The organism is Paenibacillus sp. NRS-1760 (assembly GCF_050467785.1).
In the GTDB taxonomy this organism is placed as follows: Bacteria; Bacillota; Bacilli; order Paenibacillales; family Paenibacillaceae; genus Pristimantibacillus.
Genome location: NZ_JBITPK010000006.1, coordinates 151560 through 175019, shown reverse-complemented (window position 1 = coordinate 175019; position 23460 = coordinate 151560). Strand labels below are relative to the sequence as shown.

Genomic DNA, 23460 nt, shown 5'->3' with positions numbered 1-23460 from the left:
TGATGTCAGTTTTGTAAGGCAAAATGATGAGACGTATAATAATGATCATTTTGCTGCACAAAACATGAGGAGGACTACTGATGAACAAATACACACTTAGCAATGGATTGCGTGTTGTCGTTGAATACATACCGACAGTAAGATCAGTATCGTTTGGCATATGGGTCAAAACGGGCTCACGCAATGAGACGCCTGAAAATAACGGCATCTCCCATTTCATTGAACACATGCTGTTCAAAGGCACAGAAAGCCGTACTTCAAAGGACATAGCGGATTTATTCGACGGTATAGGCGGAAATGTCAATGCGTTTACCTCGAAGGAATATACGTGTTATTTTGCCAAGGTGCTTGATGAGCATTTGCCGCTTGCCGTAGACGCTCTCTCGGATATGTTTTTTAATTCCCAATTTGATCCGGAGGAATTGGCGAAGGAAAAAAATGTTATTCTTGAGGAAATCTCGATGTATGAGGATACGCCAGATGATAAGGTGCATGACGAAGCTTCTCGCGCAGCATTCGGTGAACACCCGCTTGCTTATTCGATATTGGGGCTTGAGGATCGTTTGACTGCCATGACCTCCGATACGCTCCGCGGGTATATGAATGATACGTATACACTTGAGAATGTAGTAATCAGCGTTGCGGGCAATGTTGAAGAGCAGAGCTTGCTTGCGTTAATGGAACAATATTTTGGAAGCTTTAAGAATAGCAAGCCAGCCTCATCCATCATTACGCCTCCGACATTTCATGGCGATTATTTGTTTTACAAAAAGAAAACAGAGCAAAACCATCTATGTGTTTCTTTCCCAGGGTGCTCGATTACCGATTCAAATTTGTATGCCATGATTCTTCTTAACAATGCTATAGGGGGCGGAATGAGCTCGAGGCTGTTCCAAGAAATAAGAGAGAAGCGCGGACTCGCGTATTCGGTCTATTCCTATCACACTTCCTATGCGGATACTGGCTTGTTTACTTTATATGCTGGAACGGCGCCTAAGCAAACGAAGGAAGTACTTGATTTAACGATGGAGCAGATGAACGAGCTGTCCGTAAAAGGATTAGGCGAGGATGAACTGCACCGCGGCAAGGAGCAATTGAAGGGCAGCTTGATTTTGAGCTTGGAGAGCACGAGCAGCAGAATGAATCGATTGGGCAAAAACGAGTTGATGCTCGGTCATCATTACACGCTTGATGAGCTGTTGAAGCGTATCGATTCGGTGCAGATGTCAGATGTAGTTGATGTTACGAAGCGTATGTTAGCTGCTCCTTTCTCCGTTGCAATGGTCGGAACGAATGATAAAGCAGCAGCAGAGCTCAGGAGGGATCAATTTGTATCAAGTTCAGTTTAAACGATTAGAAGGAAATGAAGATATAGCCATTCCGAAAAAAATGTCCGAATGGGCAGCTGGCTTTGATCTGCAAGCTTCTGTAGGAGAGCCTGTAGTATTGCAGCCAGGCGAGCGTAAGCTTATTCCTACCGGCTTTGCAATGGCAATGCCCGGGGAGCTGGAGGCGCAAATTAGACCGCGCAGCGGCCTTGCGTATAAGCATGGCATTACTTGCTTGAATTCACCAGGAACGATTGATGCGGACTACCGAGGAGAAGTGAAAGTGCTGCTCGTTAATTTAGGCGATCAGCCGTTTACAATTACGCGCGGGGAAAGAATAGCTCAAATGGTATTCCAACTCGTGCCGGCAGTTACGATTATAGAAGCTGACGAGCTGCCTGACACCGTAAGAGGTGCCGGTGGGTTTGGACATACTGGCGTTTAAGCGAATTGAATTCATAAATTAGTATTAAGAAGATCGGGCAAATGCCCGATCTTTTTTTCTTTTTCACCCCGCTCTGGGCGCAAGCATAAGATGATCTAGAGCTATTAGCAAGAAAGGAGTGAAGCTTAATGCTAACAGGCGTTCAAGTGCTGCTGCTTGGTGGTGATGCAAGGCAGCTGGAGGTAATTAGAAAGCTGACTGAGCTTGATGCTACTGTCACAGTTTCGGGTTTTGACGGCTTGCATTCGTCACTCGACGGAGCGGTACAGGCGGAGTTCGAGGAACAGCTTTTTGAATCCGTCGATGCGTTGTTGTTGCCTGCCGTAGGCACTGATGATCAAGGGATCATCCAGAGTGTTTTTAGTGACCGACAAATGCAGCTGGCAGACAGCCATTTTGCAAAGCTGCCAAAACATTGCACAGTATATACAGGAATGGCGAAGCCTTATTTGCGTCAGCTATGCGAGCAGCATTCCCTGTCGCTCGTTGAGCTGTTTGACCGTGATGATGTTGCCATATACAATTCAATTCCGACAGCGGAAGGCGCCTTAATGATGGCCATTCAAAATACGGATATTACGATTCATGGGTCTTCTTCTATGGTGCTTGGTTTCGGTAGAACAGGCTTTACAATGGCACGAACGCTTCAAGGTTTGGGGTCCAAAGTGAAGGTCGGTGTACGGCGTTCAGAGCAGTTCGCAAGAGCGGCAGAGATGGGTTTTGAGCCTTTTTACATCAGTGGTTTATTGCATCATGTGAGCAATATTGACTTGCTTTTTAATACAATTCCGACTATGATAGTCACAGCACAAATTATCGCAAATTTACCTTCGCGAGCCGTCATTATTGACCTCGCATCGAAGCCTGGCGGGACAGATTTCCGCTTCGCTGAGAAGCGTGGCATTAAAGCGATGCTCGCACCCGGACTACCCGGTATCGTCGCACCGAAAACAGCTGGACGTATCATAGCGGATTGCTTATCTCAGTTGATTTTGGACGATACGATTAAGCGGGGGAATGGGATATGAATTGGGCTGGAATTACGGTGGGTTATGCATTGTCAGGCTCACATTGTACGTTTGCTGAAGTTATGCCTGAAATTAAGCGGTTCGTCGATGCGGGGGCCAATGTGGTGCCGATCGTTTCGAATACACTTATGACAACGGACACTAGATTTGGAAAGTCCGAGGATTGGCAAACACAGTTAAAAGCGATTACCGGAAATGAACTTATTTCGACCATTGTGCAGGCGGAGCCACTTGGGCCTTCTAAGCTGCTGGACGTTCTCGTCATAGCACCTTGCACAGGAAATACGACAAGCCGACTTGCAAATGCGATTACGGACAGCGCAGTACTTATGGCTGCAAAAGCCCAAATGCGCAACGGCCGTCCGCTGGTTCTTGCTATTTCGACAAATGATGGACTTGGTTTAAATGCCGCTAACATAGCGAAGCTATTAGTGGCTAAACATATTTATTTTGTACCGTTCGGCCAAGATAACCCGGTGCAGAAGCCTAATTCGCTTGTTGCCAGAATGGATTTGGTCTTGGAAGCATGCGAAGCTGCCCTATCTGGCAAACAGCTGCAGCCTCTGCTTGTCGAACGTCATTCATGACACACGGTTAGAGGGGAGACGACAACAGATGTCGTATCAGAAATTGTTTAACGTTGCAGTTGTTGGTGCAACAGGCGCAGTAGGAGAACAAATACTGAAATTACTTGCTTCCAGAAACTTCCCGATCCGAAAGCTTAAGCTGTTATCGTCTGCTCGCTCAGCCGGCACAAAAATTACATTTAAAGATCAGGAGCTTACGGTTGAAGAAGCAAAACCGGAAAGCTTCGAAGGTATCGACATCGCTTTGTTTAGTGCAGGAGGCGATGTTACTAAAGCATTGGCTCCACATGCGGTTAAACATGGTGCAGTATGTATTGATAACACCAATGCATACCGCATGGACGAAAACACACCGCTTGTCGTTCCTGAGGTAAATATTGAGAAGGTTAGCGAGCATAAGGGCATAATCGCTAATCCGAACTGCTCAACCATTCAAATGGTAGTAGCTCTTAAACCGCTACAAGACCGTTTTGGCATTTCGCGTATTATCGTTTCCACCTATCAAGCGGTTTCTGGTGCTGGAAATCTTGCCATTGATGAGATGCTTCGTCAAACTACAGCTTCACTTCAGGGTGAAGAGGTAAACCCAGCTATTCTTCCAGTAGGAGCACTGCCGGTTAAGCATCAAATTGCATTTAACGCGATTCCGCAAATTGATAAGTTTCAAGAGAATGGTTATACGCTTGAGGAAATGAAAATGGTTCGCGAAACGAAAAAAATTATGGGTGACGAGTCTATCCAGGTTACAGCTACATGCGTGCGAATTCCTGTCGTTTACGGTCACTCGGAATCTCTATATGTTGAGCTCAAAAACGACTACGATTTGGAAGAGGTTAAGCAGCTGCTTGCAGATGCACCGGGCGTTACGCTCGTTGATGATCCTGCTAATCAGCAATACCCGCTTGCGACTGATGCTGCCGGTAAGCCGGATGTTTTTGTTGGTCGCTTGAGACGTGATCTTGGTTCGGATCGCGGACTTAATATGTGGATCGTCTCCGATAACCTGCTCAAAGGAGCAGCATGGAATGCTGTTCAAATCGCTGAACATATCGCAAGAGGTTAATGTATTAAGTAAAAGGTAGTAAAGCTTGCTTCTTCCCTGGATCGATCATGGAGGATTATAATATGCGCATCCTGATTCAAAAATTCGGGGGCACCTCTCTTTCTACCGATCATGCCAGAGAACACGTAATTAGTCATATTACCAGAGAACGCAGCAGTGGCCTTGCTGTAGTCGTAGTCGTATCTGCTATGGGGCGTAAGGGCGATCCTTACGCAACGGATACCTTGCTTCAGGTTATACGTGATAATGGCGACAGGCTGCCAGCGCGTGAGCGAGATATGCTGCTAGGCTGCGGAGAAATTATTTCCGCAGCCGCTTTATGCAGCTTGCTCATTGCGAGCGGCATTCCTTCCGTTGTCCTAACCGGAGGACAGGCGGGCATGATTACTGACGAGCAGTATGGGCAAGCCCGAATCAAAGAGATTCGGCCAGATAAGGTGCTTCATCATTTACGTGAAGGAACCGTTGTAATCGTAACAGGTTTTCAAGGAAGCACTGCATTAGGAGATACGACAACACTTGGCCGCGGCGGAAGCGATACTTCAGCTACAGCATTAGGTGCCGCGCTTCGCGCTGAACTGGTCGATATTTATACGGATGTTAACGGGATTTTAACGGCGGACCCTAGATTAGTCGAGGAGGCGAAACCGCTTCCTGTCGTAAGCTATGCTGAAATATGCAACATGGCAAGACAAGGAGCTAAGGTTATCCATCCTCGTGCCGTTGAGATTGCTCAGCAGGCTCGTATACCGCTCCGAGTTCGTTCTACCTTCTCAAGTGAAACAGGCACATTAGTAACTGATTCAGCTGAGCTTAAGGCTGAGCTGGCGGTTAAGGATCGTCATGTTACAGGAATTGCCCATGCAGCAGGGATTACTCAAATATCTGTAAAGGCTATTGAAGGCCGAAATGATGTGCAGCTGCAAGTGTTTCAATCTATGGCTAAACATCATATTAGTGTTGATTTTATTAATGTAACGCCAAGCGGTGCAGTTTATACCGTATTTGATCATGATGCTAAACGTGCAGTTGATGTACTGAAGGAATGCGGCTTTGCACCTTCAGCTATTAAAGGCTGTGCTAAAGTATCCGTCATCGGCGGTGGTATGAATGGAGAGCCAGGCGTTATGGCGCGTATCGTGGAAGCGCTGACGGAGCAGGGCATTTCAATCATGCAATCGGCTGATTCTAATACAACGATATGGGTGCTCGTTCGTGAAGCGGATATGGTAGAGGCACTTCGTTCTCTGCACGCGAAGTTCGAGCTTCATCGATAGAGCAACTTTTTTGGGAGGAATTCAGATGGAATTTGGAAGACTAATTACCGCAATGGTAACCCCATTTGATGCGGACGGTCATATTGATTGGGAAACGACAGCAAAATTAATTGATTATTTGATTGAGGAGCAGCAAAGCGATAGTCTTGTCGTTTCAGGCACGACTGGCGAATCACCTACGCTCTCCGATGAAGAGAAACTGGAACTGTTCCGATTTGCTGTTAAGCATGCGAATGGTCGTTGCAAAATCATTGCTGGTACGGGCAGCAACAACACAGCCCATTCCATCCATCTGACAAAAGACGCAGAAGCAGCGGGCGTTGATGGCATTTTGCTTGTCGCTCCGTATTATAACCGTCCTAGTCAAGAAGGACTTTATCAGCACTTTAAGGCTATTGCTGAAGCAACAAAATTGCCTATTCTTTTGTATAATGTGGAAGGTCGTACGGGAGTCAACATCTCTGTCGAAACGACGCTTCGCTTAGCACAAATCGACAATGTTGTGGCGACAAAAGATTGTGCTTCAACAGATCAATTAACTCAAATTATTAGTGGTGCTCCTGCAGGATTTAAAGTATACAGCGGGGACGACAGTGCTACACTTCCTGCTTTGGCTATTGGCGCTTACGGAATCGTTAGCGTTGCGGGACATGTCGTTGGCGCGCAAATGAAACAATTAATCGAAGCCTATGTGAACGGAAATGTTCAGGAAGCTGCTCGAATAAATGGTATTTTACATCCAATTTTCAGAGGTTTATTCTATTGTCCTCATCCTGTACCTAATCCTGTGGCCGTGAAATTTGCACTTGGCTTAAAAGGTTTGCCAGTTGGAGGAGTTAGACTTCCGCTTGTTACTGTGACCGAGGCTGAGGCCGCATTCTTACGCAATTTACTGGTGTAAATACACGTAATCGTTGATTGCAGCCGGTGCATCCAGCATCGGTTTTATTTTTTTGGGAAGCATATTGCATAATAGCAATATCGTGTTTCACTTGTATTCCAGCTTTTTCTTCATGTATAATGATTTCAAGTGACTGGGTGCGGCAAATATTTGGAAATGAAATTAACGTCAGAGCGGCATCTGACGATAACAACGCATAGGTAAACAATGTTCGGCATTAATTACCTGTGGATCCGTACAAAATAAATATTGCTTTTCCATATTACGACAATACTTACGAGGCCATTATAGCTTCGCAATAATAATTAGATGCTTACGGAGCCGATCGCTTCGAAATATTTAAGAAAATGCTTACAAAGCTATTTTGCTTCGAAAATTAACCCAATGATTACGAAGCGAATTTCGCTTCGCAAAATTTTAAGGAGGAAAACACTTGTCTAAGAAGAACAACCAGGATAAATTGCTCATTTTTGCACTAGGCGGAGTTGGCGAGATCGGGAAAAACATGTACGTCATCCAATATAACAATGATATCGTTGTAGTTGACTCAGGACTTAAGTTCCCTGAAGAGGACATGCTCGGAATCGATATTGTTATCCCTGACATCTCTTACCTAACGGAAAATCGCGACAAAGTTCGCGGAATTATTATTACACATGGTCACGAGGATCATATTGGCGGTTTGCCTTATGTACTAAAAAGCTTAAATGTGCCATTATATGCAACAAAACTAACACTCGGACTTATCGAAGGAAAATTGAAGGAAGCGGGCTTGCTCGGAGAAACGAAACGTATTCTCATCAATGCAGATAGCGAAATTCAATTGGGCACGATTCGTGCATCCTTCTTCAGAACGAACCACAGTATTCCAGATTCCGTAGGTGTCAGCTTGGATACACCGGAAGGTACTGTCGTTCATACAGGTGACTTTAAATTTGACCATACGCCGGTGAATGAGCAATTTGCTGACTTGCAGCGTATCGCTGAGATTGGCAAGCGCGGCGTTTTGGCGCTATTGTCAGACAGTACAAATGCAGAACGTCCAGGGTACACGCCATCTGAAGCACAAGTTGGCGACAATCTAGAGGATATTTTCCGCAAATCGTCACAGCGCGTTGTCGTAGCAACTTTTGCTTCCAACGTACACCGGATTCAACAAATTATAAATGCTGCTATTGCAACAAAACGTAAGATTGCGGTTGTTGGCCGCAGTATGGTTAACGTTGTAGGTATTGCTTCTGATCTTGGCTACTTGAATATTCCAGAGGGAATGATTATTGAGCCGGAAGAAGTAAACAAATTAGCTGCTGATCGTGTTGTTATTTTGTGTACAGGCAGTCAAGGCGAGCCGATGTCGGCGCTTACTCGCATGGCACGTTCGACACATCGCAAAGTTGATATTTTACCAGGCGACACCGTCATTATTGCGGCAACACCAATACCGGGCAACGAAAGATATGTTGGTCGTACTGTTGATGAATTATTCCGCCTTGGTGCAAATGTTATTTACGGAAATGGTTCCGTTTCAGGCGTTCACGTATCTGGTCACGGCAGCCAAGAAGAACTTAAGCTTATGCTTAACTTGATTAAGCCAAAATACTTCATTCCTATCCACGGTGAATATCGTATGCTTCGTCAGCATGCGAAGCTTGGAGAAGCAATCGGGATTGAACGCGAGAACATCTTCGTTATTGATAACGGTGATACAGTTGAGTTCCAGAACGGCAGCGGCCGCAAAGGCTCGAAAGTACAAGCAGGAAATGTATTGATTGATGGATTGGGCGTAGGCGATGTTGGTAACATTGTATTGCGTGACCGCAAGCTTTTGTCGCAAGATGGCATTTTGGTCGTTGTTGTTACATTAAGCAAGCAAGATGGCGCGATCTTGTCTGGTCCAGATATTATTTCTCGCGGTTTCGTTTATGTTCGTGAATCCGAAGGTCTTCTTGATGAAGCCAATCGCATCGTAACATCGACGCTTACACGTTTGATGAATGATAAAGTAAATGAATGGGCATCGCTCAAAACGAATGTGAAGGATGCGCTTGGTCGTTTCTTGTACGAGCAGACTCGTCGTCGTCCAATGATTTTGCCAATCATTATGGAAGTTTAACATATAAATAATTAATGAAAAGAATCGCTTGTCCTATCCGCAATTGCCGCGGCGGACACAAGCGATTCTTTTTTTATGTAAGAACAGAAGACTTTTCTGCTTGGTTTGTCAAATCAAGAGATCTAGACTGTATTTTGTATAAATTTTTGATCAGACCTCATACTATGACGAGCATCATCATATGAGGGGGATATTTAAATGAATGGTCACACAAACATGCAGTTTACTTCAGAGCAGCCTGAACAACCTATTCCAGACGATAAAAAAAAGGCGAATGCTGTTGTAGAAACGATTCAGCAGCTTGGTCAGACAGCGGCTCCTGCATTAACGGAATCCAATATCTTTTGTATGACCATCATTGGGCAAGTGGAGGGACATCTCGTTTTGCCTCCGCAAAATAAAACGACTAAATATGAGCACCTTATTCCACAACTCGTAGCAGCTGAACAAAATCATAAAATTGAAGGTGTGTTTATCGTTCTGAATACAGTAGGCGGCGATGTCGAGGCAGGACTCGCAATAGCTGAAATGATTTCATCACTCAGCAAGCCAACAGTAACGCTCGTGCTTGGCGGAGGACATTCCATAGGTGTTCCGATTGCCGTAGCTGGCGATATGTCGTTTATTGCAGAGACAGCAACGATGACGATACATCCCATTCGTCTAAACGGTTTAGTAATCGGTGTACCACAAACCTTTGAATATTTGGATAAAATGCAGGAGCGCGTCGTACGTTTTGTAACCTCGCACTCGAACGTGACGGAACATACATTTAAAGAGCTTATGTTCAAGACGGGGGAGCTTACACGGGATATAGGAACTACGGTTATTGGGTCTGATGCAGTCAAGCATGGTCTGATTGATGCCGTTGGCGGCTTGGGTGAGGCGTTAAAGGAATTAAACCGAAGAATTGAGGCCTCCAAGCTCGGCAGAATTGAGGTGAATATCCAATGACACTTTATACGAATATGCCTCTTGAGGTTGTTCTGGAGGGCTTCAATGACGAAATGGAGCAATCGCAAGAGGTATGGTCAAATGGTGTAAAGATGCAGGTGACTCCCATCGCACCGGGAATGGGGAAAATTATTCGTTTAATAGATTGCAGCCTCGACGACTATCTCAATCCAAATTTAATGCCGGGCACGATTGTGAATTATAAATAATGAACAAACAAATGTTCGTGCAAATGTCTCATAGGAACATTTGCCCACCTATGGTATAATCTTTTACCAGAGGTGACGGATTTGGCAAAGAAAAAGAGACGAAAAAAATCAATTGGCACAAACTTAAAATATGAAGTATATGGAATTTTGCTTATTACAATATCAATTATTGCCCTCTCTGGAGAGGCGGCTGTCGGGCGCTCGTTATCCAAGCTATTTGGGCTTGTGCTCGGCAAGTTTTATTTTGTATTAGCACTAATTGGGATTGTCATTGGACTTGCAGTCATGATCAAACGCACTTGGCCTAAAGGATGGACGAACAAGCGAACAGGCTTGTTTATTATGGTGCTTGCGTTTACACTTATGAGCTCCATATCTGAAATTGATCAAAAGCTGAGCCCTACGGTTGATTTGACAGGGTCGAAGATTTTTAATCAGCTTAGCAGCGATTTGAAATTATCTTTAATAAGTGTACCGGCCGAAAATGATTTACCGATTAGAGACAAAGAAATAAGCGGTGGTTTTGTAGGCGCTATTCAATATTCATTATTTTTCTCTTTGTTCGGGTATTATGGCGCGAAGCTTATTATGTTTGTTATGTTCGCGATCTCTATCATGCTTATGACAGGTAAGTCTTATGTGGAGTTAGGGAGATTGGTTACGACTCGTGTCAATCGTATGTTCAAGCTGCTTGCAGCTAAATGGGAGAAGCGAGCTTCCCTGCGTGCTGCCGCAGCAGCACAAGCGAGTGCCAATGTTGGACAGGCTGATTTCGATGATGATGATGAAACAATTGATGACGATCATGAAAGTTATGTTGCTGCTCCTCCTAAGAAGAAGAAAAGAAGATCCTTGTTTTTCTCTTGGAGACAGGATCAAGATGAGGAAGAGTCTGATATATCCAGTCATCCACAGGATGAATGGGTGTTCGAGCCAAATGGAACGGATACGCTTGCAAGCGCGAAGCCTGCCTGGCAAAATGATATCGAACCGCCTTGGGAGAAATCCGGCGCTGATTTACATACAGAATTGAATCCAGATATTCATGAGCATGACAGCACGCCGCCATGGGAAAATGCTGGTGATGGTCTTATAATCGACCATGAGCCGCTTGTGCCTAATCGTGATGAAGCATGGGACCAAACGAATCCTATTCAGGAATTAGCTAATTCAGATCTGCTTAACGATACTCTGGAAGAGGCTGAGGATGATACAGATTTATTGGAGCCTGAAATAATCGCGGCTGGTGCTAATTCTTCAGAAGCGCTTGTGTATGAGGAAGATACGGAGCAACCGATTCCGAAACGTCCTATTGCCGAAGAAAACGCACCTAAGCCTTACCTGCTGCCGCCTTTTACGCTGCTTACTAAACCGAATTTAATGAGTAAAAATGCAGATGCATCCGACATGTACGACTCTCGCCGAAAACTGGAAGCAACGCTGGAAAGCTTTGGCGTACGTGCTAAAGTACTGGATGTTGTTCGCGGTCCAGCAGTAACTCGTTATGAAGTTCAGCCGGCAACGGGCGTTAAAGTAAGCCGAATTGTTGGTTTAACGGATGATATTGCTCTTGCGTTAGCGGCTAAGGATATCCGTATGGAGGCACCGATTCCGGGGAAATCAGCTATAGGGATAGAAGTACCAAATATGGAGGTTTCCGTCGTAACAATGCGAGAGGTAATGGAAACCACTGCGTTTCAAAATGCTGCGTCCAAATTGTCTATCGCGTTCGGCCGAGATATATCGGGACAGACGATTGTAGGCAACTTAGCCAAAATGCCCCATTTGCTTGTAGCAGGTGCTACAGGTTCCGGTAAATCCGTTTGTATTAACGGCATTATTACGAGTATTTTGTATAAGGCTGCGCCAGACGAGGTTAAATTTCTTATGATTGACCCAAAAATGGTTGAGCTGAACGTATACAATGGGATTCCGCATTTGCTCGCTCCTGTTGTTACGAATCCAAAGCGTGCTTCTCTAGCTCTAAAGAAAATTGTTGTTGAGATGGAAAGCCGCTATGAGCTTTTCTCCAAATCCGCAACTCGCAATATCGAAGGCTACAACAATTTAATGGCCGATAACCCTGCAGCTGTTCTACCTTATATCGTTGTTATTGTGGACGAGCTTGCTGACTTGATGATGGTTGCTGCAAACGATGTAGAGGACTCCATTGCAAGGCTTGCTCAAATGGCGCGTGCAGCTGGTATTCATCTTATCATTGCAACGCAGCGGCCATCAGTCGATGTCATTACGGGCGTTATTAAAGCGAACATTCCATCCCGTATTGCTTTTGGTGTATCTTCTCAGGTAGACTCTCGGACCATTCTTGATATGGTAGGAGCGGAAAAGCTGCTTGGTCGCGGTGATATGCTTTTCTTGCCGGTTGGGATGTCAAAGCCGATCAGGGTACAAGGGGCCTTTTTATCCGATCAAGAAGTAGAATCATTAGTAAACTACGCACGCGGTCAAGCCGAAGCGCAGTATAAAGAGGATCTTGTACCGGAAGTTGAGGAGGAATCAACGGATGGGAACGAAATGCTGGATGAGCTTTATGATCAGGCGGTACAAGTGATATTGGAAGCGAAGCAGGCATCGGTTTCCTTGCTGCAGCGGCGGATGAGAATTGGCTATACTAGAGCGGCAAGATTGATTGACCAAATGGAGGCTCGCTCTATTGTTGGTCCTTATGAAGGCAGTAAGCCGCGGGAAGTGCTAATTACACTCGATCAATTTCAAGCTGGAAGAGCTAGCTCATAATTTCCGAAGTTTGCAGAAAACGGAACGAAGTGCATAGAAGTGGGATCAACTTCTCATACTAAAGTTAGGTAACGCTACCTTAAGCGAACTAACTTGCAAGAGAAAGGCAGATCCCATCATGAGAAATCGTTTGATTTTGGTGACCTCGATTATCGTGCTGTTGTTGTTCGGTTCCTTTTCGTTACTGAGTGGAAAGCATGACGGAGTAAAGGAAACGTTCAGCAACGCCACCTTAACGGTAGGCTCAACTGGACAAGACGTAAAAGAATTGCAAGGACGGCTAAAGCACCTCGGTTATTTTAAAGGTGATATAGACGGTAAGTTTGGATCGAGCACAAAAAATGCGGTCACTTGGTTTCAATGGAAGTTTGGGCTTAAATCGGACGGTATTGTCGGTGCCAAAACAAAGCTGAAGCTTTGGGAAGCAACAAAAAAATGGACGCCATCAGCAGCAGCCCCGCCTGCTTCCGGTTCTAATTCTGGCGGTAAAGAAGATGCTGGTTCTTCCGGCAATAAGGCACCCATTGGAGGTTCCAACCGATTAGGCTTGTCGGAAAATGACATACAGATTATGGCTAATGCCGTATACGGTGAAGCAAGAGGCGAGCCGTATGAAGGTCAAATCGCAGTTGCTGCGGTTATTATTAACCGTATGAAGTCTCAAAGTTTCCCTAACACGATTTATGGCGTCATCTTTCAGCCTGGTGCCTTTACAGCGGTTGCTGACGGGCAAATTTGGCTCACGCCTAATGCGAAAGCGCGCGAGGCAGTTATGGATGCCATTAACGGCCAAGATCCTTCCGGCGGTTGTCTTTATTATTTCAATCCAGAAACAGCAACCTCAAAATGGATCTGGACAAGAACACAAATTAAAACAATCGGCAAGCATATATTCTGTATGTAACTATAAGCCATTCTCGAAAGGAAGCAGCCGTTACTGCCTAGTGCAGCAGTGGTTGCTTCTTCCATTTCCTATAGGTTAGAATGGTATAGTGATTTGTTTAATGGAATAGATTTACTCTATAACGCGCCGTTGAAAGGAGCAAACCGAGTGTCCACATTTGAAAGAGGGCAGCTGCAGCGCATTCGTCTGCATGTATTGCCTACAAAACGATTCAAAACGTTTGCCATTTCGTTATTTGCGGGACTTTCACTTGAAGAAGCAACAGTAACACCGGTTGCTCTTATTCCGTTTGTACTGAGAAGAGGCACGGCGAAATTACCAGAAACGATTACTTTTCGTGAGAAGCTTGACGATTTATATGGCGCAGGCTTTGGGTTTGATGTATATAAAAGAGGCGACTCTCAGATTGTCCAATTTCGAATGGATGTCATAAATGATGAGTTTGTTTCATCCGATACTCCACTTCTTGCAGAATCGCTGCAATTTCTAGGTGATGTAATAACAGATCCGCTCATAGATCAGAATGGTTTCCATCAGAAGTATGTAGATGCCGAAAAAACGACGCTCAAAAAACGTTTAGAGGCGATCGTAAATGATAAAATTCGATACGCCGCTGAGCGCTGCTTGGAAGAAATGTGCGCGGATGAGCCTTATCGTTTGCATCCACTAGGCAAGCTTGCTGAAATCGAATCCATTACCTCATCGTCACTATATGAATCCTATTTGCAGTGGCTGGATAATGCTGCGCTTGACTTGTATGTCGTTGGAGATACGACGCTTGAGGAAGTAACGAAGCTTGTGTCGAGCGCCTTCAAGTTGAAGGATGGTTCACCATCTGCTTATTCCACTCCTAATATCCACCACCCTGTTAAGGAAGTGAAACAGGTTACAGAACGGATGGAGGTCAGTCAAGGCAAGCTGAATTTAGGGCTTCGTACGGGAGTCGGGTATGTTGATGATGCTTATCCAGCTGCATTAATGTACAACGGCATCTTGGGCGGATACCCTCATTCTAAGCTTTTCTTGAATGTGCGCGAGAAAGAGAGCTTGGCTTATTATGCTGCATCCCGTCTTGATGGACATAAAGGGCTATGCACAATTCAATCCGGAATTGAGTTTGCAAATTACGAGCGAGCAGTTGTGATTATTAAAGAGCAGCTTGAAAGCATGCGTCAAGGAAAGCTCTCGGAGCTTGAGATGAATCAAACCAAGGCGATGATATCCAATCACCTCCGTGAGCTTCAAGACTCAGCGTATGAGATGATCGCTTATGATTTTAATGGCGTGTTAACGGGTAAAGATCGAAGTGCAGAGCAGCTGCTTGAGCAGGTTCAAGCGGTAACAGCTGAGGATATCGTTAAGGTTGCAGAGCAAGTACAGCTCGATACGATTTACTTTTTGCGCGATCGAAAGGAGGCATAAAAGGTGCAAACCCTAAATTATCCAAATGTTCAGGAAACCTTGTATCGTGAAGTGCTTGATAATGGACTTGAAGTTATCGTGCTTCCGAAGGAAGGCTTTCATAAAACGTACGCGACATTTTCTACAAAATACGGATCCGTTGACAACCGTTTTTCAGTTGGCAGCCAGCCGCCTGTAAAAGTGCCGGACGGTATTGCACATTTCTTGGAACATAAAATGTTTGAAGAGCCTACAGGTGATATTTTCGCAGTATTTGCCTCTCAAGGTGCATCGGCTAATGCCTTTACAAGCTTTGACCGAACCGTATACTTGTTTTCGGCTACGGAGCAAATTAACGCGAATTTAGAGACGCTTATCAATTTTGTTCAGAATCCTTATTTTACGGATACAAATGTGGAGAAGGAAAAAGGGATCATTGAGCAAGAAATCAATATGTACCGCGACAATCCGGATTGGAGAGTCTATTTTGGATTGATTGATGCGCTTTATCATGAGCATCCTGTTCATATTGATATCGCCGGCACTGTCGAGTCCATCAGGCAAATAGATAAGGAAACGCTATATCGCTGCTATGAAACGTTTTATCACCCATCAAATATGTTGTTGTTTGTTGTTGGCGGAGTGAAGGCGGAGGAAGTATTCCAGCTTGTCCGCGACAATCAAAATAGCAAGTCGTTTGAACCTCAAGGACCGATTGAACGTTATTTCGAGAAAGAGCCGGAAACAGTGAAAATTGCGCGTAAGGTAACGGAGCTTCCTGTATCATTGCCTAAATGCATGCTGGGCTTCAAAGAAAAGCAGACAGGTCTTGAAGGGGAAGCGCTTCTTCGTCAAGAAGTAACGACTAAGCTGATGTTGGATGCTTTAATTGGGCCTAGCTCTAAGCTTTATCAGCAGCTGTATGAAAATGATCTGATCTCTGATTCATTTGGAAGCGAGTATAATTCGAGTACGGGTTATGCTTTCTCCGTTATCGGCGGAGATACTCCAAATCCTGATGAGCTTATTAAGCAAATCCGAACGGCGGTTGAAGCCGTTTTGGTAAGCGGTATTGAGCCTACTGCGTTTGAAAGATCCAAACGTAAAAAAATCGGTGGATATTTGCGTATGCTTAACTCCCCAGAAGCAATTGCCGGTGAATTTACAAGATATCGATTCCGTGACAGCGACATGTTCGACGTCCTCGATTTCTATGAGAAATGTACACTTGAACAAGTGAATGAACGGCTCCGCGAGCATTTTGATTTCGATCAGCTTGCAGTATCCATTGTGGAACAGCCTTCAAAATGAAGACGCTCCAACAGATGACGGTTCTTATTACGGGGGGAAGCCGCGGCATCGGAGCAGCTATTGCTAAACGATTTGCAGCGGAAGGCGTAAATATCGTTATCCATTACTTGCAATCTCATGAAACAGCAAATGAAACGGCACGAATGTGTATGGCTCTTGGTGCGAATGTGTTAACCATTTCTGCTGATCTGCGCTCTAAGGAGCAGCTGGAGCGGATGCGGGAGAAGCTGGAGAGCCATAATATGCTTCCCGATATATTGGTTAATAATGGAGGAATTTCACATTATGGCATGTTAATGGATGTGACAGAGGAAGAATGGGATGATGTGATGGCGGTTAACCTAAAAGGAATGTTCCTTTGTTCGCAGCTATTTATGCCGAATATGATTGCACAGCGCTTTGGCCGCATCATAAATGTTTCTTCTATTTGGGGAATGTCAGGAGCTTCGTGTGAGGTTCTCTATTCCACGACGAAGGGTGGCATGAACGCCTTTACTAAGGCGCTGGCGAAAGAGCTGGCGCCGACAGGCGTTACTGTCAATGCGGTTGCTCCTGGTGCAGTTGAGACAGAAATGATGGATGGATTCAATGCAGAGGAAAAGGCAGCTATTCAGCAGGAAATTCCGGTTGGACGTTTTGGCTCAACAGATGAAATTGCCTCACTTGTATATTTTCTTGCACTGCCGGAATCTTCCTATATTACGGGCCAAGTCATTAGTCCGAATGGCGGATGGCATACGTAGTCGGTGGCAGCTGCTTCTTGGGACAAGCTTGTTGCATAATTAGAACAGTGTTTACGCATCATATGACTGTTGATGATTTTTTTCTATACCCTTAGGAGGCGAAGAAACATGTCAACCGTACTTTCTAATTTTGCAACATGGAAGCAATTTTTGGCAGAGCGTGTATCGCAAGCCAAAAAAATCGGCATGACGGAAGAAACGATTTCAAGCTTAGCTTATGAAATCGGTACTTTTCTCGACGAGAAGGTCGATCCGAAAAATGAGGAAGAACGCGTATTGAAGCAGCTATGGGACGCTGGCGATGAAGCAGAACGCAAAACACTTGCATGCTTAATGGTCAAGCTCGTTCAGGAGTCTTAGCAGCAATCGTACGAAATCGTCATCTTCCTTAACAGAAGCAGAAGCAGAAGAGCCTCCTCTAGGAGGCTTTTCTGCAATGTTTCTTTTTGGGTTGCAGGATTGTGACGAAACTTGTAGAATTATGTTTCATGATGTATGTAATCTTCTTTTACATACTTCTACAAGAACAGGTTTAGGACGGTGACCGCATTGGAATCGAAACAATGGTACATGGAATACAAAATACATAAAAACCGCCCGGGATTACTTGGAGATATCGCCTCATTGCTCGGTATGCTTGAGGTTAATATTATGACAATTAACGGTGTGGAAGATAGAACAAGGGGCATGCTGCTTCAAACTGACGATGATGAGAAGATTGAGTTGCTTGGCAAAATGCTGCAAAAAGTAGATAATATTACTGTTAACAAACTGAGAACGCCTACAATTGTAGATATTTTGGCAGTGCGACATGGACGCTACATTGAGCGTGACTCTGATGATCGCAAGACGTTTCGTTTTACACGCGATGAGTTGGGCATTTTGGTCGATTTTTTGGGTGAAGTGTTTAAACGAGACGGCAATCAGGTTATAGGAGTAAGAGGGATGCCGCGAGTTGGGAAGACGGAATCCATTATTGCAGGAAGCGTATGCTCGAACAAACGATGGTCCTTTGTGTCCTCCACCTTATTGCGCCAGACGGTTAGAAGCCAGATGTCAGAGGACGAAATGCAGCCAAATACGATTTTTATCATTGATGGCATCGTCAGTACGATTCGTTCAAATGAAAAGCATTACAGCTTGCTTCAGGAAATTATGGCTATGCCATCAACTAAAGTAATTGAGCATCCGGACATATTTATTAAGGAATCCAATTACGATTACAGCCATTTTGATATTATTGTTGAATTACGGAACAACCCAGATGAAGAAATTTCTTATGAGTCCTTTACAACTAACTATACAGACGATTTCTAATCGGAAGGAGGCCGTCTCATGTCTGACTTAGGAGAATTGCTTCGCAAGGCGAGAGAGCAACGTGGATTAACGCTTGATGATATTCAAGAAACGACAAAAATTAGAAAACGGTATTTGGAAGCGATTGAAAGTGGAGACCACACGGTTTTGCCTGGTCCTTTTTATGTACGAGCATTTGTGAAAAATTACTCAGAAGCTGTTGGGCTTGATCCGGACGAAGTGCTTCGTTTGTATCAGCATGAGGTGCCTGCAGCGCCGGTAGAACAAATATCTGAGCCGATTGTATCAAGATCACCAAGACGTGTGCAGTCCCAGTCTTCAGAAAGACTAGGGAAAATCGGCTTCAATGTGATGATGTGGTCGTTTCTTATTTTAATTGTTGTCGTCATCTGGGTGTATGTTATTAATAATGACACAGGTGGTGCCAAACAAACCGACAACAATACCAATATCACGGAAGTTTCAAAACCTCCAGCTACGAACGAGGGAGGAACCGCGGGTGGAAACGAAAACACGCCAACCGACAATCCAACACCGCCAACACCAACTCAAGCACCAACAACGGTTACTTTCGGAAGCAAAGTAGGCAAAGCGGATCAATATGATATCGGTCCTGTTGGCGTTGCCCATAAGGTTGAAGTTAAAGTGAGCGGCGGCAGAAGCTGGTTAGAGGTACGTTCAGACAGCAATCAAGGCGAGAAGCTTTATTCTGCGAATGCTGAGGACGGTAGTGTAGAATCATTTGAACTTACGGGTCCGCTTTATATCAATGTTGGTAGAGCAGATTTGACGGAAATTAAGGTTGATGGCGTTATTGTTCCTGACGGGGACAGAGCAGGCTCGAAGAAGCTGCTGCTTAAACCTCTAATTGACGAAAACGCTGCAACAGGTGGAAATACTGATACTGGAACTGAATCTGGCACTAACACAGGTACAGGTACAGGTACAGGTACGGAAACGAATCAAACGAAAACGGAATAATGATTACCGTAACAAAGGAGAGATTGAATTGGCATCAGAAAATGCATTTGATATTGTATCCAAGGTGGATATGCAAGAATTAGCCAATGCGATTAAGCAGGCGGAGCGGGAAATTGAAACACGCTTTGATTTCAAAGGCAGCAAGAGTTCCATTGCACTTGAGAAGGAAGATCTTGTTGTTGCTTCAGAGGATGAGTATAAGCTTAAGAGTGTGCTGGACATTTTATTATCCAAAATGGTAAAACGCGGAGTTCCAATTAAAAATATGGACTATGGAAAAATTGAAGGTGCTTCCGGCAATACGGTTCGTCAGCGCATTAAGCTAAGACAGGGTATTGAGCAGGATGTTTCAAAAAAAATTAATATACTTATCCGCGATTCAAAGCTGAAGGTAAAAAGCTTGATTCAAGGCGACCAACTGCGCGTTTCTGGAAAAAGCTTAGATGATTTGCAAGCTGTTATGAAGCTGCTTAGGGAAGCTGATTTGCCTGTAGAGCTTCAATTTACTAATTATCGTTCCTAACAAGCAAAAACACCTTCAGCGTCCTCTGGATGCCGAAGCAGCTTTGACGAAGAAATATAAGATGAGTAGGTGCAAAATATATACTTTCTTATATTTAAAAAGGCTTCGTTTCATCGGTTTCCGAGAAACGGGGCTTTTCGTTTTGGTAAAGCCATAGATGAAAAATGAGGCTTTAGCCGCTTTTGACACGTGTAATGGCATGTATTATACTTGTTTAGACAGCTTTACAGTTGGATCTGGGGGATACATAGATGAGAGAAAAAACACATGCGGTCACTCAAAGCTGCTTAACAAATGAATTGCAGCTGGGACAAAAATCTGATTTTTTTTACAAACAAAGGGTTCGCGTAACGCACACCTATGAGTTAGATCGATCTGAGGAGGGAATTGCGTGAATCTGGCGAACCGCATTACACTAGCCAGAATATTTTTGGTGCCGGTTATTATGTTTTTTCTGCTTATTAAAGTGGATTTGGGGTCGTTCACGATTTCTGACTTCTCCATTACATACAATCAAATTGCAGCGGCACTCATTTTTATTGTGGCAGCAAGTACAGACGGTCTAGATGGTTATATTGCAAGGAAAAACAAAATTGTAACTAACCTCGGCAAGCTGCTTGACCCTTTGGCGGATAAGCTTCTCGTGGCGGCAGTGCTCATTTCACTTGTTGAAATGGATAAACTTAATGCGCTGATTGCCATTGTTATTATCAGTAGAGAGTTTGCTGTTACAGGACTTCGTCAAATCGCACTTTTAGAGGGTTCTGTTATGGCTGCCAGCACTTGGGGGAAATGGAAGACGGCGATTCAAATTACGATGATTATCGCTCTCCTTATTAATAATTTCCCATTCAATTTTATTGATTTTCCATTCGATGTTATTGCAAGCTGGGTAGCAGCTGCTATTACGGTTTACTCAGGCATTGATTATTTCTTGAAAAACAAACATCTGATTCCGGTAGAATAATGGTAAAGCATCTTTCCGTCAAAAAGGGGAGATGCTTTTGCTTATATGGCTATAATTACTCATACATTTGAATATGAAGGAGAACTTGAATCATGAAAGCAGAAATTATTGCAGTCGGGACAGAGCTGCTGCTCGGGCAAATTGTTAACACGAATGCCCAATACTTATCGCAGAAGCTTGCAGAGTTGGGTGTAGACGTCTATTTTCAGACTGTAGTTGGGGATAATTCTGCTCGCCTGAGGCAAGCCATTGAGATCGGCAGAAGCCGAGCGGATTTGCTTGTTTTTACTGGCGGACTCGGACCAACACAAGATGATCTTACAAAAGATGTATTAGCTGATTATTTGAACCGTGAGCTGAGTATTCATGAGCCGTCTATGTCAGCAATTGAGCAGATGTTCAGCTCGCGCGGCATTCATATGGTGGAGAGCAATCGTCGTCAGGCTTTGATGATCGATGGCGGGGTTCCGTTGGAAAATACTACAGGCTTAGCTGTTGGCAACGGTTTGTCTGTTGATGGAACACTTTATTTGCTGCTGCCGGGACCGCCGCGTGAAATGAAGCCGATGATGGAAGATGCCGGTGAACGGTGGCTGCGTTCGATGATGGGAGAGGCCAATCCGCTTTATTCTCGCATTTTAAAGTTTGCGGGGATAGGTGAATCCAACCTCGAAGCTAAGCTTCTGGATCTGATTGATGGGCAGCTTGATCCTACGATCGCACCATATGCAAAGGAAGGCGAGGTTTCGATACGCATATCGACCAAAGCGAGCTCTTCCATTGAGGCTGATCTGAAAATCGATAAAAGTGTGCAGCAGATTAAGGAGCGGGTAGGCGAATATTTGTATGCAGAGCAGGATATCCCTCTGGAGGAGGAGGTTATACACCTGCTGAGAGCCTCAAGACGCAAGCTGGCGAGCGCGGAAAGCATTAGTGGGGGTTTGCTTGCCGAGCTAATTACAAACGTTCCTGGAAGCAGTGGAGAGTACGTAGGAGGGGTTGTCACCTACACCAATATAATGAAGCATCATTTGCTCAGCATTCCGATGACTCAGCTTGAAGGCGAAGGGGCTCCTGGAGCGATTAGCGATTCGACTGCCGCTTTAATGGCAGAGCGGGTTCGAGAACTCTCCGATGCTGATTTTGGCGTTTCTTTGACAGGAGTTGCTGGTCCAGCACAATCAGAAGGCAAGCCAGTGGGGCTTGTCTATGTAGGAATTGCCGAGCGCGGCAAACCGACCGCTGTTCATACGCTGAATTTGAGTGGCGGCAGAGGCATGATCAGAATGAGAGCAGTAAAGTCTGCTTTGTATCGTTTGTGGCTTGCGCTGCAAGCACGGTAATTTTGCTGATTAGGAATGGCAGATGCATGTTTGGCAAATGGATGATTGCCATAAATAATGTTTGTCAATTGACGGTTTGACCGTTATAATAAAGCTTAGTTATCGGAAGAACCGTAGCGAAGATTACCTTTGCTGCGGTTTTTTTATGTCCATTTAAGGGGGCGAAGCGAAAAGGCGAATGTATGTTCGAAAAAATGCTTGTCAACCTGCCGGAAAAAAGGTATCATAAAATTATAAATAAAGAAGGATGTGAGTTTCTTGTCGGATCGTCGCGCTGCACTAGAAATGGCTTTGCGTCAAATTGAGAAACAATTTGGTAAAGGCTCCATCATGAAATTGGGAGAATCCACACACATGCAAGTTGAGACCGTGCCTAGCGGTTCGCTTGCTCTAGATATTGCTTTGGGAATAGGCGGATTACCGCGTGGACGGGTTATCGAAATATATGGACCAGAATCTTCTGGTAAAACGACAGTAGCTCTTCACGCGATTGCTGAGGTTCAAAAAATTGGCGGACAAGCTGCCTTTATCGATGCCGAGCATGCGCTTGACCCGCTTTATGCAAGCAAGCTTGGTGTAAATATTGATGAGCTATTGCTTTCGCAGCCTGATACAGGCGAACAAGCTTTGGAAATTGCCGAAGCTCTTGTAAGAAGCGGTGCGGTAGATATTATCGTTATTGACTCCGTTGCGGCACTCGTACCGAAAGCTGAAATCGAAGGCGACATGGGTGATTCTCACGTAGGTCTTCAAGCTCGTCTGATGTCTCAGGCTTTGAGAAAGCTATCGGGAGCAATTAGCAAATCGAAAACAATTGCGATCTTTATTAACCAATTGCGTGAGAAAGTCGGCGTTATGTTCGGTAACCCCGAGACAACACCAGGCGGACGCGCATTGAAATTCTACTCGAGCGTACGTCTTGACGTTCGTCGTATTGAGACGCTGAAGCAAGGCAATGACATGATAGGTAACCGTACTCGTATTAAGGTTGTTAAGAACAAGGTTGCTCCACCGTTTAAGCAAGCTGAGGTGGACATCATGTACGGCGAAGGTATTTCCAGAGAAGGTACGCTTGTTGATATCGGTGTTGAGATGGATATCGTTCAGAAGAGCGGAGCATGGTTCTCTTACAATGGCGAGCGTCTGGGCCAAGGTCGTGAGAATGCGAAGCAGTATTTGAAAGATCACAAGGATGTTGCCGAAGTTATTGAAAAGCAAATTCGCGATGCGAGCAACTTGTCTGCAGCAGCAACTCAGGCTAATTTCAAACCTGATGAAGACGATGAAGAGTTCGAAGATCTAGAATAA

General features: G+C 44.7%; 23 protein-coding genes. All 23 read left to right on the top strand.

Annotated features, from left to right (window positions below):
- Positions 1 to 80: 80 nt before the first annotated feature.
- The 23 genes from ACIFSR_RS03215 to recA all read left to right on the top strand — a co-directional run bounded on the left by ACIFSR_RS03215 (position 81) and on the right by recA (position 23460).
- Positions 81 to 1349 (top strand): M16 family metallopeptidase, encoded by a 1269-nt coding sequence (locus ACIFSR_RS03215; protein WP_339208964.1) that lies wholly within the window; start codon positions 81 to 83, stop codon positions 1347 to 1349.
- Positions 1330 to 1773 carry a dUTP diphosphatase gene (dut, locus tag ACIFSR_RS03210; protein WP_339208965.1) on the top strand — a complete coding sequence of 148 codons (444 nt, stop codon included), beginning with the start codon at positions 1330 to 1332 and terminating at the stop codon, positions 1771 to 1773. Before ACIFSR_RS03215 ends, dut begins: the two co-directional genes overlap by 20 nt.
- 128 nt (positions 1774 to 1901) lie before the next feature.
- Positions 1902 to 2801: a dipicolinate synthase subunit DpsA gene (dpsA, locus tag ACIFSR_RS03205; protein ID WP_430054915.1), complete on the top strand. Its 900-nt coding sequence runs from the start codon at positions 1902 to 1904 to the stop codon at positions 2799 to 2801.
- Entirely contained in the window at positions 2798 to 3388 is a 591-nt protein-coding gene (locus tag ACIFSR_RS03200; protein WP_339208967.1) for a dipicolinate synthase subunit B, read from the top strand. The genes dpsA and ACIFSR_RS03200 overlap by 4 nt, the downstream gene beginning before the upstream one ends.
- Positions 3389 to 3416: 28 nt before the next feature.
- Positions 3417 to 4451, top strand: a complete 1035-nt coding sequence (asd, locus tag ACIFSR_RS03195; protein WP_339208968.1) for an aspartate-semialdehyde dehydrogenase — start codon at positions 3417 to 3419, stop codon at positions 4449 to 4451.
- Between the two features lie 62 nt (positions 4452 to 4513).
- Positions 4514 to 5728 (top strand): aspartate kinase, encoded by a 1215-nt coding sequence (gene dapG / locus ACIFSR_RS03190; RefSeq protein WP_430054913.1) that lies wholly within the window; start codon positions 4514 to 4516, stop codon positions 5726 to 5728.
- Between the two features lie 25 nt (positions 5729 to 5753).
- A complete protein-coding gene (gene dapA / locus ACIFSR_RS03185) occupies positions 5754 to 6629 on the top strand; it encodes a 4-hydroxy-tetrahydrodipicolinate synthase (protein WP_076269197.1) in 876 nt (291 codons plus the stop codon).
- A 433-nt stretch (positions 6630 to 7062) separates the two neighbouring features.
- Complete coding sequence (locus ACIFSR_RS03180) at positions 7063 to 8742, top strand: ribonuclease J (protein ID WP_053375776.1); 1680 nt, start codon at positions 7063 to 7065, stop codon at positions 8740 to 8742.
- 216 nt (positions 8743 to 8958) lie between these two features.
- Positions 8959 to 9696 (top strand): ClpP family protease, encoded by a 738-nt coding sequence (locus ACIFSR_RS03175; protein ID WP_430055122.1) that lies wholly within the window; start codon positions 8959 to 8961, stop codon positions 9694 to 9696.
- Positions 9693 to 9905 (top strand): YlzJ-like family protein, encoded by a 213-nt coding sequence (locus tag ACIFSR_RS03170; RefSeq protein ID WP_339208972.1) that lies wholly within the window; start codon positions 9693 to 9695, stop codon positions 9903 to 9905. The genes ACIFSR_RS03175 and ACIFSR_RS03170 overlap by 4 nt, the downstream gene beginning before the upstream one ends.
- Before the next feature lie 81 nt (positions 9906 to 9986).
- Entirely contained in the window at positions 9987 to 12662 is a 2676-nt protein-coding gene (locus tag ACIFSR_RS03165; protein ID WP_430054909.1) for a DNA translocase FtsK, read from the top strand.
- A gap of 118 nt (positions 12663 to 12780) precedes the next feature.
- Entirely contained in the window at positions 12781 to 13566 is a 786-nt protein-coding gene (gene sleB, locus ACIFSR_RS03160; RefSeq protein WP_076269200.1) for a spore cortex-lytic enzyme, read from the top strand.
- Between the two features lie 147 nt (positions 13567 to 13713).
- Positions 13714 to 14988 carry an EF-P 5-aminopentanol modification-associated protein YfmF gene (gene yfmF / locus ACIFSR_RS03155; RefSeq protein WP_339208974.1) on the top strand — a complete coding sequence of 425 codons (1275 nt, stop codon included), beginning with the start codon at positions 13714 to 13716 and terminating at the stop codon, positions 14986 to 14988.
- Between the two features lie 3 nt (positions 14989 to 14991).
- Positions 14992 to 16278: an EF-P 5-aminopentanol modification-associated protein YfmH gene (gene yfmH / locus ACIFSR_RS03150; protein WP_076269201.1), complete on the top strand. Its 1287-nt coding sequence runs from the start codon at positions 14992 to 14994 to the stop codon at positions 16276 to 16278.
- A complete protein-coding gene (gene ymfI / locus ACIFSR_RS03145; protein ID WP_076269202.1) occupies positions 16275 to 17021 on the top strand; it encodes an elongation factor P 5-aminopentanone reductase in 747 nt (248 codons plus the stop codon). Before yfmH ends, ymfI begins: the two co-directional genes overlap by 4 nt.
- A gap of 108 nt (positions 17022 to 17129) precedes the next feature.
- A complete protein-coding gene (locus tag ACIFSR_RS03140) occupies positions 17130 to 17381 on the top strand; it encodes a DUF3243 domain-containing protein (protein ID WP_076269203.1) in 252 nt (83 codons plus the stop codon).
- A gap of 189 nt (positions 17382 to 17570) precedes the next feature.
- On the top strand, positions 17571 to 18338 hold the full coding sequence (locus tag ACIFSR_RS03135; protein WP_076269204.1) for a DUF3388 domain-containing protein: 768 nt from the start codon (positions 17571 to 17573) through the stop codon (positions 18336 to 18338).
- Positions 18339 to 18356: 18 nt separating this feature from the next.
- On the top strand, positions 18357 to 19319 hold the full coding sequence (locus ACIFSR_RS03130) for a RodZ domain-containing protein (RefSeq protein ID WP_430054904.1): 963 nt from the start codon (positions 18357 to 18359) through the stop codon (positions 19317 to 19319).
- 28 nt (positions 19320 to 19347) lie between these two features.
- A complete protein-coding gene (locus ACIFSR_RS03125; RefSeq protein WP_076269206.1) occupies positions 19348 to 19842 on the top strand; it encodes a YajQ family cyclic di-GMP-binding protein in 495 nt (164 codons plus the stop codon).
- 251 nt (positions 19843 to 20093) lie between these two features.
- A complete protein-coding gene (locus tag ACIFSR_RS03120; RefSeq protein ID WP_179089831.1) occupies positions 20094 to 20237 on the top strand; it encodes a hypothetical protein in 144 nt (47 codons plus the stop codon).
- The gene (gene pgsA, locus ACIFSR_RS03115; RefSeq protein WP_138751526.1) at positions 20234 to 20809 is read left to right on the top strand and encodes a CDP-diacylglycerol--glycerol-3-phosphate 3-phosphatidyltransferase; all 576 of its coding nucleotides are present in this window, start codon (positions 20234 to 20236) and stop codon (positions 20807 to 20809) included. The genes ACIFSR_RS03120 and pgsA overlap by 4 nt, the downstream gene beginning before the upstream one ends.
- 92 nt (positions 20810 to 20901) lie before the next feature.
- Positions 20902 to 22152 (top strand): competence/damage-inducible protein A, encoded by a 1251-nt coding sequence (locus ACIFSR_RS03110; RefSeq protein ID WP_430054900.1) that lies wholly within the window; start codon positions 20902 to 20904, stop codon positions 22150 to 22152.
- A 258-nt stretch (positions 22153 to 22410) separates the two neighbouring features.
- On the top strand, positions 22411 to 23460 hold the full coding sequence (gene recA, locus ACIFSR_RS03105) for a recombinase RecA (RefSeq protein WP_054028920.1): 1050 nt from the start codon (positions 22411 to 22413) through the stop codon (positions 23458 to 23460).